Here is a 13,120-nt window from a genome sequence, read left to right on the forward strand (position 1 = left end):
TAAGCTTACTTAAATATTTTTCAAATGTAACTAAAATATTTTATAAAATTGTCACATGGTTCAATATTTACAGTCTTTAAGGTATATATTTATAATATGAAGAAATTTATCTTTTTATCATCATTCTGTATCATATGTTGTTTTAACACTTTGGTTTCACAAACCCGAATCCATAACGACTCACTGCATATCAGTAAACTAATAAAATTACAACAAATGGTTGATTTTGCGGATATTAGCGTAAAATTTAATAAAATGTTAGTTGATTCAAGATGTCCTAAAAACGTAATGTGTAATAGGGCTGGTGAAGCTATTGTTGAGGTTTTAATCTATAGAAAAGGAAAATTTTTCAAGAAGAGAAAATTGACCATTGATGCTAGTGGAGTAGTGATAGATGCCAATAATTTGGTTTATGCCGTTGAAGATTATAAGATTTACGGATCTAACTTAACACCTTATCCTGATACTAGAATTGAAACTAAAGATGAAGATTATCGACTACAAATTGTGGTTCAGCCTAAGAGTTTATAGTATCAGCTTTTTTTGAGAATGTTTAGTGACAACCACAATCATCAGTTCCGCAGCCATTAGCGGATTTCTTTTTTGGTGACCAAATATATTTTTTGATTAGGAATGCGAATGCCAATCCTAATGCTAAAAAGACTAATATGTTTTGGATAATGATATTCATAATTACTTCAAAATTTGAAAAGCGGCCAATGCTACAATATAAGCAAAAGCACTCATAATTACTAATTGATACATAGGCCATTTCCATGAGTTGGTTTCACGTTTTACAATGGCTAATGTACTCATGCACTGCATCGCAAAAGCGTAAAATAGCAACAGTGAAATTCCCGATGCAAAATTAAATAACGGTCCGCCCAAAATTGGGTTGACTTCGCCTGCCATTCTGTTTTTAATGGTTTCTTCTTCATCGCTTCCTACACTGTATATAGTGGCCAAAGTACCTACAAAAACTTCACGTGCAGCAAAAGAGCTAACGATTGCAATACCGATTTTCCAGTCATAGCCCAATGGCCTGATTGCTGGTTCTATGGCTCTTCCTGTTATGCCAATGAATGAATGTTCTAATTTATATGATGCAATTTTTTGTTGCAGATCATCTTCACTCAGGTCCTGATTTGCATATTGTTCTGTTACAATTTCCTCGGCATTGTTGAATTTTTCACCAGGTCCATAAGATGCCAAAAACCATAAAATTATTGAGATTGCCAAAATAATTTTACCCGCACCAAAGATGAATGATTTAGTTTTTTCTAAAACTGTCAATGCCACATTTTTAAACAATGGTAACTTATAGTTTGGCATTTCTACAACAAAAAACGTTCGACTTTTTATTTTCAGAATTTTATTTAGAATCCAAGCAGAAACTATTGCTGCACCAAAACCGATGAGGTAAAGTAGCATCAATGTCAACGCCTGATAGCTCAAACCGAAAAAACGACCTTCTGGTATAACTAATGCAATGATGATGAGGTAAACAGGAAGTCTTGCAGAGCAGGTTGTGAAAGGAGTCACCAAAATAGTGATGAGTCTTTCCTTCCAACTTTCAATGTTACGTGTAGCCATAATGGCTGGAATAGCACAGGCTGTACCAGAAATTAAGGGAACAACGCTCTTTCCACTTAGACCAAAACGACGCATAATGCGGTCCATTAAAAACACCACACGGCTCATATAGCCGGTTTCTTCCAGAATAGAAATGAATAAAAATAAGAATGCAATTTGCGGTATAAATATGACGATGCCTCCAAGTCCGGGAATAATACCTTCTGCAATAAGATTAGTAAAAGCACCAGTTGGAAGTACACTTTTTGTCCATTCGCTTAACGATGCAAAAGCAGAATCTATAAAGTCCATTGGCACACTGGACCAATCGTAAATGGCTTGAAATATGGTTAACAAAATAATTCCAAAAATCAAATAGCCCCAAACCTTATGGGTAAGGATTCTATCGAGTTTAATTCTTAAATCCTTTGCGGTGTTGAGATCAATAGTTTGCCCCTTTTTAAGGGTGTTATTAATAAACTGATACCGTTTAATCGTTTCTTTTTGTTGAAGTCTTTTTAAGTCGTTTTCAGATTTTGTTTTAAAGTTTGAAACGTCATTTATAGCCTTACGGTCTGTTTTTCCGAAATTAACATCTTGTGTTATAACCAACCAGAGCTTGTATAGTAATTGGTTGGGAAATGCTTTTCTTAAATTATTAAAATACTCTTCATCAATGGAAGAGGCATTTAAGCATGGGTTTGTTGATAGCTCTTTGTAGTTGGTAATAAGGTCTTTTAATCCAGCAATACCCATTTTTTTTCGGGTACTTATAAGAGCGATTTTGGTTTCAAGCTGTTCTTCCAAATATGGAATATCTAACGAAATGCCTTTATAGTCCATTCGGTCAGACATATTAATAACCAGAATTGTTGGAATTTCTAAATCCTTAATCTGTGTAAATAGCAGTAAGTTTCTTTTTAAATTCTCAACATCACTAACAACAACGGCAACATCAGGAAAATCTTTATCGTTCTTGTTGAGGAGTAATTCAATTACTACATTTTCGTCAAGCGAAGAAGCGTTGAGACTATAAGTACCAGGTAGATCTATAATGTGTGCCCTCACGCCACGAGGCAGTTTGCAGATTCCTTCTTTTTTTTCAACCGTAATCCCTGGATAATTACCCACCTTTTGGTTAAGACCGGTCAGGGCATTAAAAACTGAGGTTTTACCTGTATTAGGGTTTCCTATTAAAGCAACATTAATCTGCTTACTCATTCGGTTTCTATTTGGATATGAATTGCAGTTTCTTTTCTAATTGCCAAATGGGAACCGTTAATGTTTAGGTACATTGGATCTGCAAATGGAGCGACCTGTACCAATTCTACCAAATTACCTGGCAGGCAACCCATTTCTAATAATTTTAATGGAATGTGAACAGAAGAAACATCAATAATAACACCTCGTTGTCCTCGTTTTAGTTCGGCTAATGTCAAGCTTATGCTTATTTAGATTAATTTTAAAGAAGCAAAAATAAGTGAAATATTTTAGTGTAAAAAGAATGGCTTTAACTATTTGGAAGTCTTTAACATTTTAAGACCCACCAAAGGACTTCAGCGTTTCAATATCTTCTAACAATCGATCGATTTCTTCAGGATTTGTACCATCATAGTGTCCACGAATTTGGCGTTTTTTGTCGATGAGCACAAAATTTTCGGTATGTATCATGTCATATTGATCACCAGTTCCATCCGTTTTTACTGCCAAATAGCTTTTTCTGGCAAGTTCGTAAATTTGCTTTTTATCGCCTGTGACCAAGTTCCATTTATTATCTAAAACCCCTTTTTCTTTTGCATATTTTTTGAGTTGCGCAACACTATCAATTTTTGGTGTTACCGAATGTGACAACAGTAGTACCTCGTCATCCCTCAAAATCTCTTTTTGAATCCTATACATATGATCGGTCATGATTGGGCAAATGGTTTGGCACGTGGTGAAGAAAAAATCGGCCACATAGATTTTATCTTTATAATCTTCTTGCGTAATGGTTTTGCCGTTTTGATTGGTTAAACTAAAATCGGCAATCTTGTGGTATTTCTTCTTATGCTGAATGGTACTATCTACCATTTCTGCATTAATTTGTGCAGGTGACCATATTGGCAGCGGTTGCTTTACATTGAGCACATTGTAAATGATAGAAATAATAACGATGCACAAAACGGCGAATGCAATACCAAAATATTTGTACCCTTTAAAAAACGAAAGCAAAGACATTATAACACCTAAATTTTAGAACTGCAAAGATAGACCTGAAGCTTAATTTATAGAATAGATTTAACAAAAATCTAGAGGTTGAAACTTCATAATTATAAATCGATGTTAAAAATAAACCGATTGGAAATACATTAATTTTCTAAATGCCTTTAAAAGGTTACTTTTGTCAATCGAAATTTGAAAATGAATACATGGAATTTATAATTAAGATATCCCAATTCTTACTCAGTCTTTCACTATTAATAGTATTACACGAGCTGGGTCACTTTATACCGGCAAAACTATTTAAGACTAAAGTTGAAAAATTTTATCTCTTTTTTGATGTGAAGTTTTCACTTTTTAAAAAGAAAATTGGTGAAACCGTATATGGTATTGGTTGGTTGCCTCTTGGTGGTTATGTAAAAATAGCTGGAATGATAGACGAAAGTATGGACAAAGAGCAAATGGCACAGCCACCACAACCGTGGGAATTTCGCTCTAAACCAGCTTGGCAGAGACTCATTATTATGCTCGGTGGTGTAACCGTTAATTTTATATTGGCTTATGTGATTTATGTATTTGCCTCATTTATTTACGGCGATACAGATATAAAGATCGATAGCTTAAAAGGAGGTTATTTAGTTGAAAACCAAGTTTTACTAGATTCTGGCTTTAAAACGGGTGATAAAGTTGTAGCGATTAATGATCAACCCATAGAAAAAGATTCTGAAATAGGTCAATACATAATAGGGGCAGAACAGATGACTGTTGAGAGAAATGGTGAGACGAAAGTCATTGATTTGCCTGAAAATTTCTTGGGACAATTATCTGATGAAGGTAGTAGAAATCTATTTAGATACCGTTATCCTTTTATAGTTGAGTCAGTTCCGGATTCGTCGGCAAATAAAACTGTTGATATTAAAACAGGAGATGTGATTCTTGGAATAGAAGGTAAGGAGCTTGAATATTTTGATTTGTTTGAAGAAGAATTACAAAATTATAAAGGTGAAACTGTTTCTGCTGAAATATTAAGAGATGGTAAGACCCTTACAAGAGAGCTTAATGTAAACAACGACGGAAAACTGAATATTTTCAGATTAATCGATGCTAAAAGATTTACAGAACTTGGCTATTATGATGTGACTAGACGCGAGTACTCTTTTGGTGAAAGCTTTGCTGCAGGTGCTTCAAAATTTAAAAGTACATTGGTTAATTATGGGTCTCAGCTTAAAGCTATTTTTAATCCAAAAACCGAAGCTTATAAAGGTCTCGGTGGATTTAAGGCTATTTACGATATCTTTCCAGATTTTTGGAGCTGGGAAGCCTTCTGGAAACTCACGGCATTTTTATCGATAATGTTAGCCGTATTAAACCTATTGCCAATTCCGGCTTTAGACGGAGGCCATGTGATGTTTTTACTATACGAAATAATTTCAGGTAGAAAACCTAGTGAAAAGTTCTTGGAGCGTGCGCAGATTGTTGGCTTCTTTATTTTAATTGCTTTGGTTTTATTTGCTAACGGTAATGACATTTTTAAAGCCTTAACCAATTAATGCAATTGGTTAAAAACCTTCAAAAAAATTATAATTTCATATTGTAGGGATTAAAAAATATTTTATATTTGCGCTCGCTAAAGCGAAAAAACATCTTCCTCTTTAGCTCAGTTGGTTAGAGCATCTGACTGTTAATCAGAGGGTCCTTGGTTCGAGCCCAAGAAGAGGAGCAAACAAACCCAGACTTAAAGGTCTGGGTTTTTTGTTTTTTATTGTTAGATTTTCTTAAACTATATGAAGCTGAATTGCGTGCTAAAACAATTAAATTTTAGTTTTAATATTATTTTTTACCCAACTCTCTTAACATTTCGGCAGTCATTGTATTTAAATCAAAATCATGTTTCCAATCCCAATCTTTTCTCGCAACAGAATCATCTATAGATGATGGCCAACTGTCTGCAATGGCTTGTCTAAAATCCGGTTGATACTCAATTGTAAAATCTGGAATGTGCTTTTTTATACTTTCATAAATTTCTTTAGGAGTAAAACTTATGGCCGCTAAATTGTAGGCAGATCTTATGGATAAAGCATCTGGCTTCGCCTCCATAATATCTATTGTTGCTTTAATGGCATCATCCATAAACATCATTGGAAGACTCGTGCTTTCAGATAAAAAACAATCATAATGACCAGATTGTAGGGCTTCATGATATATTTCAACGGCATAATCCGTTGTGCCACCTCCTGGCATCGTTTTGTGACTTATAATGCCTGGATAGCGAATGCTTCTCACATCTACGTCATATTTGTTATAATAATATTCGCACCAACGCTCACCAACTTGTTTGGTAATACCATAAACCGTTGTTGGCTCGCAAATGGTGTGTTGAGGTGTTTGTTGTTTTGGCGTTGTAGGACCAAAAACAGCAATACTACTTGGCCAAAATATCTTTTTTATAGTTCCTTCTTTAGCAAGATTAAGCACATGAAATAGTGAGTTCATATTTAAATCCCATGCCTCCATTGGGTATTTTTCGCCCGTAGCACTTAACAAAGCTGCCATGAGATAAACTGTATCAACATTGTGGTTTTTGCAACAATCCTTAATAGCATTAAAATTTTTGGCATCAATAATTTCAAATGGTCCAGAATTGACTAAGTCTAATTTTCGTGTGTTTATATCACTGGCAATGACGTTTTTTTTGCCGTGAATTTCCCTAAGTTTATAAGTGAGTTCGGAGCCAATTTGTCCACAAGCACCAATAATTAATATTTTTGAAGACATATAATTTAATTTATTCGCTTTCAAAAGTAAGAAGAATTACAACCAACTATATATTAAAATTTTCAGAAAAACGTAGGATGTTATAATTGTTATAAAATTTTCACGTTTCATACTTACTGTTAATAAGAATTGAGAGATTGAGTATATTTACCCATTAATTAAATTTTAAGAATGAAGCTTGGACAATCTATTTTTCAATTACTGTTTTTTGTTTTTTTGAGTTGTGGGAATGATACAAATGTCGCTTCTATTGAGTCACCAGAAAATAAAACACAAGAACAATCTATTACACCCAGAGCCATTGAAAACTTTAACTATGCGGATTATGTTCTTAGTCCTGAAGCTGAGGAAATAGTTAGAAATTGGGAAAAGTACCAAGAACTTGCAATACAGATTGGATATTTAAAGAAGGCAGATTTGTCTTTTTTTAAGGGAGACAGAAAGCTTATAGATGAGTTTCTATTGGAATTAAAAGAAGAAGTGCCTTCAAATTTAGAAACAAATCCCATTGAATCGCGCATTGTAATCCTGGAAACTAAAATGCTGAAGCTTTATGACAATCTCACTTTAGATAACATAGATTTAAACTTGCAATTAAAGAGTATAAAGGAAGTACTTGTGGCTTTTGCAAATCTCAATTTGCAAATTAATAAAAAGATAGAATTTGATTTTTACAATCAAATTCAACCCGAATAATAGTTTAAACATTATTCAAATAAAAAGAGCAGCCTTAAGAGGCTGCTCTTTTTAGTATATGATTATATTATTAATTTTTAGCAGGTGTGTTTGCCGCCGCTGCCTTTTGAGCCTTTTGTGCTTCTAAAGCTTCTCTACTTATTTTTGCCAGATTAAAATTTGGATCAATGGCAAGTGCATCGTTTATTAATTTAAGAGCTGCATCTATGTTGGCCTTATTGTCTTGTCTAAATACCATTAGCCCTTCCAAATATAAAAATGCTGCCTTAAGTGAAGTTTCGTAAGGCTGTTGCCTTTCGTAAAAGGCACGCTTCATATCGTCTTTTACATTTGCTTGGCCATATTCTATATTAGCTTTGGCACCAGCTAAATCTTCAATCTGAATTTTCATATCCGCCATTTCGTAAGCAAGATATGGATTTGGGTTGCGCTTAAATAAAATTTCAAAATGTTCTAAAGCTAATTTTGGTTGATTTAAATTTTTCAATGCCAATGCCTTAACTTCAACATTCATGTCCGAGTCGTTTGCATTTTTTTCAACACCAATAGTATTTAATGCCTGTAAATACATGCCTTCAGAAAGATATACATAAGCCAATGTATCTTTTCTTGCTAAAGAAGGTTCAAGCACGTTGAGATGCGTCATGGCATTTATTACGCCTTGAACGTCACCTTGGTTTTTCATTTGTTGGTAATAAGCTTGGTAATGCTTTTTTAAATCTGCATTGTTCTGTGCAAAGACACCAACGGAAATTAACATAAGTCCAATAGTCATTGGAACGAGTGTAATCTTTTTCATTATCATAAATTTAGAGGGCTAAACTATAAAAATTAAATAAACTAGGTCTTAAAACTATATTAATTTCTATGGAGCCTGTTTGAATGAATATTTCAAAAGCCGTACCAATTCTGAACTGTCGATAATTTTTCCTTCACTTTTTTCACTATGATCAAAGGTTGGAATTGGTAAATTATGCTGTATACAATAGTTCTTATAATAGTACATTTTGACAGGATGATCTGGGTAGCAAGCGTTTAGTGTTACATTCCAAAGGTTTGAATTTATAATTGAGGCAATAATTGCTATACAATCTTGTTGGTGTATTAAATTAATGGGAGCTTCAGGATTGGAGATGTCCTTTTTACCAGAAAGATGTTTTGCAGGATGGCGGTTGTCACCAAATAGACCTCCAAAACGTAATATTGTAGTTTTAAAATTTTTGTTTTGTAGCAGTTTTTTTTCAATTGCAATTAATTGCTTCGCTGTGTTGGCAGTATTGTTCGGGATAATATTAGAATTTATAACCGGCATATCATCTTTATCCTTAAAAACAGAGATGGACCCAACATAAAGCACTTTTTTAATATCAGAAATCTCAATCGCTTTGATTAGATGTGAAATTTCTGCAACATGATTTTTTTCAGGATTTGACCTCAGACCTGGTGGAACATTTATAATCAATGTATCACAATCTTTTAAAAAAGTACCTATATCACCTTCAATTTGATGGGCATTCAGCTTGATGTATTGAACATCTAAACCCTGTTTGTCTAGTTCATTAATCTTGTGTTTTGAGGTTGTTGAGCCTTTAATGATATAATCTAACTCCATTAGATGTTTGCACAATGGCAACCCTAGCCATCCACATCCAATAATGCTTATATTTTTATTCAAAATATTTTTTTTGTTATGAATATAAAAATACTGATTTTACTCACAGTAATTAAAACTGTTTTGTGATGTGGTTAATTTTAAGTAACTTTAATATTCACTCAAAACTCTATGTCATGGGAATAAAAAGTTTTCAAGGACCTAGGAAGCAGCAAAATACAACTGCTCCGGTTCAGTTAAAAGTAAAGGATTATATGACAACAAATCTCATAACCTTTAAAGCAGATCAATCCGTGCAAGAAGTGGTTGAATGCTTGATTAAATATAAAATTTCTGGTGGACCTGTAGTAAATGAGAGACATGAACTTATTGGAATAATCTCTGAAGGTGATTGTTTAAAACAGCTGAGTGAAAGCCGCTATTACAATATGCCTTTAGAACATGATAATGTAGAAAAGCGTATGGCTCGGGACGTTGAAACTATTGATGGTAATATGGACGTTTTTGATGCTGCCAATAAATTTTTGAGTTCTAAATTGAGACGTTTCCCAATTGTAGAAAATGGCAAATTAGTTGGGCAAATAAGCCAAAAGGATATTCTTAAAGCAGCATTGCAACTTAAGGGTGAGAATTGGAACAGTACAACAAAAGGTAATCCTTAATCATCTCGTTTTACAAGTGCATAATAATCTCCATCAAGAGGCAGATAACCTTGATCATAGACAAAATAGTAGATCGTGCCAGCCTTTGTGGTGTATATACTAGTGAAATAATTAAAATCAAATCCTTTTTCGACCAATTTGGCTCTAGAGGTTTTGGTTTTTTTATTTGGATTTAAACTTTCTAGTATTCTATAGTTTTTTCTAAGTCGATTATTGGTGTTTCTGATTAGATTTTTGGAATCCTTATTTACCCGATTATTGTATGCATTTCTGCAACCATCACTACAGAATTTTTTGTCAACTCTCCCAATAATTCTTTCACCGCATTCTGGACATTGTTTTTTCATAAATTTTATACTTATTGCTTAACCGGTTTGTATAAGGTTTATTTAATTAACTAATTTAGCAAATACAAACAGAATAGAAAATCCGCGAGGACTTTCTTAAGCAGGCTATAACTAGCAATGAATTATACACATTGTTGTGTTTTAGTGCTTTTGTTTTCTATGGTCTTTTTAAGTTTTGTATAATTTTTGTCGATATAGTAAAAATTCGGTAAACTGAATTTATTCGTCTCTCCATTTGAGTTATATTTTATTACTCCATTTTCTAAAGATTCAATATCCGCAATTTTTATTGGGTGAGATAGATTGTCGAGATACAGGGAATCTTGGTCAAATGAAAGGTCAGTCGGTTTAGGAACTTGCTTTTTTAAAATAAAAACTCCCATAATCAAAAATAATGTGCAAAAAATAATAGCTCCGATTTCTTTTGTGATTAAACTATAAATCAAAAATCCAATTCCTCCGATTACAATAATTCGGGCGATTAAAAATTGAAAAAAATATAATGTAGAGTCAATCTTTTTATTCATTTTTTTGTTTTCAAAATTTGGTTTTGAGCGCAATTTGGGCATTAAAACAAGGTCTCGTACAACTTTCAGTTACGGGTTAATATGCGTTAATTTTCGGTATGGCACTGGCTTTAGCAATTCCGAGTGGATTCCGGTTTAGTCGAATCCGCTGTAATTGCGGTTATACTTTGTTGTGCTTTCGTTATTTTCTGGTTTCTTCTAAAATTTCACTGATTAATTTATCAGTTTCTGCATAGACATTTTCCAAAAATTGCGAATAAAGTACTTTCTCATCAACTTGATTTTCAAATTTTAAATCATTAAAGAAACTAATATTGTTAAAATCCAAATCAGACTTTTTAATTGAAATCCGATTATGGTTTACATTCCTCAAGGAACCATAATTTTTGATGTAATCAACAATATCCTGCGAACTTTTTTCCATACGTCTATTCCATTCATTTACATATTCAGATTGTCGTTCATATTCAAAAAGTAGTTCCTTTATCTTACTATTTTTAATTAATGACAATTTACCTGTGCTTTTGAGTTCGTTTAAGACAAAATTAGTAGGTTTCCAAGTTGGCCAAAAAAGTGAGGTTTCTATCAAGCTATCAAGATTTGTACGGTTCAGTTCACTTTCTGATTTTCCCATCATTGACAGTATATTTAATCCTCCACGTTTTGTCCATTTCAATCCACGTAATGCTGAATTTAGAGCTTTTTGATTAGATTCAAATTCCTGAATCAAGTTTTGGTTTATTTTGTTCAATTCCAAATCTGATTTTCGAACTTCATTTAAATTGTTGACCTGCAAAGCAATCAAAATACCGATAACAACAAGGATGATCTCTCCGACAGCATAAATCAGATACTTACTGAACTTGTTTTCAGTCAGCATTTTTTGCCTAATTTTTCTAAAGAATTTTATCATTGGTTAGCGGTTTCTGATAATTACTTGCAATGGTCTAGTGTATGATTTCGTTGTGTGTTTAGCACTAAAGTTAGCAAATAATTCACGGATAGTAAGTCCGCGAGGACTGGCGTATGTAGGCGAGAACAAGCAATTACTTATAGCCATTGTTAGCCTTTTGTTATTTCTCTATTTATTAATTCAACTACTTTTTTGTTCAAATCTTTCATTCTTTTATAGTCATCAATAATCAAAGAATTCGTAAATACTGATAAGACAAATCCATTTTTAAACACCCTATCATTTAAAAGCTTTTCTAATTCTTGGTTCGAAAGCTCTATTTTGTTGTCAAATTTTCCATTATTTGTATAAAAAACAAAGCTCTGGGCTAAAGGGTCCAGATCAACAGTAGTAAACCAAGGATTATAAAAATATTGCTCTAAATCATTTCGTAAATGTTCTCGATTTGATATTATTTCTTTATGAATTAAATCTAAATTCAGTAAGCCATTTTTTATTGAATCATTTGATATTATAGTCAAATTACCAGAGTTCAATAACTCTAAGAAAGTATTGTTGTTTCTCTGAAATTCTTGCCATATGCCCACATTAAAAGTGTGAAAATTAAACATTTGAATATTTTCTACTGGCTTACCATTAAAGTGTTCCAGGGCGATTTGAGCAGAGTTTACTATACTTTCTCTAATTCCGGTGTACCGTTCAAGTTCGCTTTCTTCAAAAATTAAATCACTTTTTAAATTTTTCAAGAACTGCACTTCTTTAGCTCTTTGTTTATTCAATTCATTAGAATTATTGATTTGTAGTGCAATTAAGATTCCAATTACAACAAGAATTATCTCTCCAATTGCGTAAATCAAGTACTTACTGAATTTATTTTCAGAAAGTAGATTTTGTCTAATTTTTCTAAAGAATTTTATCATTGGTTAATGGTTGGTCATCATGAAGGCTAGCGTGTGTGTAAAAGGTTAGTTGCGTGTTTAAGTACCTAATTTAGCAAATAAAAACTGAAAAGAAAATCCGCGAGAATTTTCGTAAGTAAGCTATTACTAGCCATTAATTATAAACGTTGTTGTACACAGTTTTTATTTTTCCTTTTTTAATTAATTCACTTCTTTTTTCCGAATTACTTTGTTCTGTAAAATTCTCTCCAATTCTTACAAAGTCGTATGGAATATATTTGATTTCTGATTCAATAGTTTTTTCGAAACTACTTTCTCCATAAGCCAAAAGTGTCGTCCTTTCAGAAGTTTCAGAGCTTAATAAGACTCTTTTTAATTGTCCGTTTTTTTGTTTAAGAAAAACTCTAAATCGAGAGCTTTGTAATTCCAATTCAGTTGGGTAAAAAGCAATTCCGTTTTCATCAAATATTATTTGTTTTCGCCTATTTTTTTTCTCAAATGTTTGTCCGAAATCAACATTATCTACAATTATTGCAGTTCCTTTAAAGTCATATGGTAGTATTAAATCTACTTTTTGAATGTCAGCGTAATAAAAAGAAATTGAAGAATATCCTTTCATTACTGGATAAAATAAAACTGCTGGGATTAAAATCCAAAGTAATTTTTGTTTGATATTTAAATTCCCAAGTAGAAGCGTAATAATTCCAATTATATATATTGGAAGTCCGATAATGAAGCCAAAATAAATGAAAAATGGAATTAAAAATCCAAGTATTAATAATGATATTCCAATTTTGTCAATTTTATTCATTTTTTAATGTCAGTTCTGATTTTTCTTAAATGTCTAGTCCTGAAATATGGCTACAGGTTAAAATTGATTTACGCTGTTAATTTATATACCATATTTGGTGTTTTATA

General features: G+C 32.6%; 16 protein-coding genes and 1 tRNA gene. 5 read left to right on the plus strand and 12 right to left on the minus strand.

The features are described 5' to 3' along the window. Window positions 1-96: 96 nt before the first annotated feature. Window positions 97-531, plus strand: a complete 435-nt coding sequence (locus HM983_RS07320) for a hypothetical protein (RefSeq protein ID WP_179344729.1) — start codon at window positions 97-99, stop codon at window positions 529-531. Window positions 532-553: 22 nt separating this feature from the next. On the opposite strand, the gene HM983_RS15800 is transcribed toward HM983_RS07320, so the two are convergent. From HM983_RS15800 to HM983_RS07335, 4 genes are all read right to left on the minus strand, one after another. Beyond that, the gene (locus HM983_RS15800; protein WP_218841829.1) at window positions 554-691 is read right to left on the minus strand and encodes a FeoB-associated Cys-rich membrane protein; all 138 of its coding nucleotides are present in this window, start codon (window positions 689-691) and stop codon (window positions 554-556) included. A 2-nt stretch (window positions 692-693) separates the two neighbouring features. Then, window positions 694-2,793, minus strand: a complete 2,100-nt coding sequence (gene feoB / locus HM983_RS07325; protein WP_179344730.1) for a ferrous iron transport protein B — start codon at window positions 2,791-2,793, stop codon at window positions 694-696. After that, a complete protein-coding gene (locus tag HM983_RS07330; RefSeq protein ID WP_179344779.1) occupies window positions 2,790-3,017 on the minus strand; it encodes a FeoA family protein in 228 nt (75 codons plus the stop codon). The genes feoB and HM983_RS07330 overlap by 4 nt, the downstream gene beginning before the upstream one ends. 91 nt (window positions 3,018-3,108) lie before the next feature. After that, window positions 3,109-3,783, minus strand: a complete 675-nt coding sequence (locus HM983_RS07335; protein ID WP_179344780.1) for an SCO family protein — start codon at window positions 3,781-3,783, stop codon at window positions 3,109-3,111. A gap of 197 nt (window positions 3,784-3,980) precedes the next feature. Here HM983_RS07335 and rseP point away from each other — a divergent pair, with 197 nt between their 5' ends. Then, a complete protein-coding gene (gene rseP / locus HM983_RS07340; RefSeq protein ID WP_179344731.1) occupies window positions 3,981-5,321 on the plus strand; it encodes an RIP metalloprotease RseP in 1,341 nt (446 codons plus the stop codon). A gap of 96 nt (window positions 5,322-5,417) precedes the next feature. Beyond that, window positions 5,418-5,491 (plus strand) — tRNA-Asn (locus HM983_RS07345). 110 nt (window positions 5,492-5,601) lie between these two features. Here the strand turns inward: HM983_RS07345 and HM983_RS07350 are convergent. Further along, window positions 5,602-6,546: an NAD-dependent epimerase/dehydratase family protein gene (locus HM983_RS07350; protein ID WP_179344732.1), complete on the minus strand. Its 945-nt coding sequence runs from the start codon at window positions 6,544-6,546 to the stop codon at window positions 5,602-5,604. Between the two features lie 171 nt (window positions 6,547-6,717). Here HM983_RS07350 and HM983_RS07355 point away from each other — a divergent pair, with 171 nt between their 5' ends. Beyond that, on the plus strand, window positions 6,718-7,242 hold the full coding sequence (locus HM983_RS07355) for a hypothetical protein (protein ID WP_179344733.1): 525 nt from the start codon (window positions 6,718-6,720) through the stop codon (window positions 7,240-7,242). A gap of 70 nt (window positions 7,243-7,312) precedes the next feature. Here HM983_RS07355 and HM983_RS07360 read toward each other — a convergent pair whose 3' ends face one another. Together HM983_RS07360 and HM983_RS07365 are read right to left on the minus strand one after the other, a co-directional pair. Beyond that, entirely contained in the window at window positions 7,313-8,041 is a 729-nt protein-coding gene (locus HM983_RS07360) for a hypothetical protein (protein WP_179344734.1), read from the minus strand. Window positions 8,042-8,107: 66 nt separating this feature from the next. After that, a complete protein-coding gene (locus HM983_RS07365) occupies window positions 8,108-8,917 on the minus strand; it encodes an NAD(P)H-binding protein (RefSeq protein ID WP_179344735.1) in 810 nt (269 codons plus the stop codon). Window positions 8,918-9,030: 113 nt separating this feature from the next. Between HM983_RS07365 and HM983_RS07370 the strand changes: the two genes are divergently transcribed. Beyond that, window positions 9,031-9,516 carry a CBS domain-containing protein gene (locus HM983_RS07370; protein ID WP_179344736.1) on the plus strand — a complete coding sequence of 162 codons (486 nt, stop codon included), beginning with the start codon at window positions 9,031-9,033 and terminating at the stop codon, window positions 9,514-9,516. Here HM983_RS07370 and HM983_RS07375 read toward each other — a convergent pair. The 5 genes from HM983_RS07375 to HM983_RS07395 form a co-directional block, all read right to left on the minus strand. After that, window positions 9,513-9,863 carry a hypothetical protein gene (locus tag HM983_RS07375; RefSeq protein ID WP_179344737.1) on the minus strand — a complete coding sequence of 117 codons (351 nt, stop codon included), beginning with the start codon at window positions 9,861-9,863 and terminating at the stop codon, window positions 9,513-9,515. The genes HM983_RS07370 and HM983_RS07375 overlap by 4 nt on opposite strands. A 122-nt stretch (window positions 9,864-9,985) precedes the next feature. Next, window positions 9,986-10,390, minus strand: coding sequence for a hypothetical protein (locus HM983_RS07380; RefSeq protein WP_179344738.1), 405 nt, complete (start codon window positions 10,388-10,390; stop codon window positions 9,986-9,988). Window positions 10,391-10,571: 181 nt separating this feature from the next. After that, entirely contained in the window at window positions 10,572-11,303 is a 732-nt protein-coding gene (locus tag HM983_RS07385; protein WP_179344739.1) for a hypothetical protein, read from the minus strand. A gap of 149 nt (window positions 11,304-11,452) precedes the next feature. Beyond that, a complete protein-coding gene (locus tag HM983_RS07390) occupies window positions 11,453-12,223 on the minus strand; it encodes a DUF6090 family protein (RefSeq protein ID WP_179344740.1) in 771 nt (256 codons plus the stop codon). A 133-nt stretch (window positions 12,224-12,356) separates the two neighbouring features. After that, window positions 12,357-13,013 (minus strand): hypothetical protein, encoded by a 657-nt coding sequence (locus tag HM983_RS07395; RefSeq protein ID WP_179344741.1) that lies wholly within the window; start codon window positions 13,011-13,013, stop codon window positions 12,357-12,359. Between the last annotated feature and the right edge of the window lie 107 nt (window positions 13,014-13,120).

Source organism: Winogradskyella ursingii, assembly GCF_013403975.1.
Classification (GTDB): Bacteria; Bacteroidota; Bacteroidia; order Flavobacteriales; family Flavobacteriaceae; genus Winogradskyella; species Winogradskyella ursingii.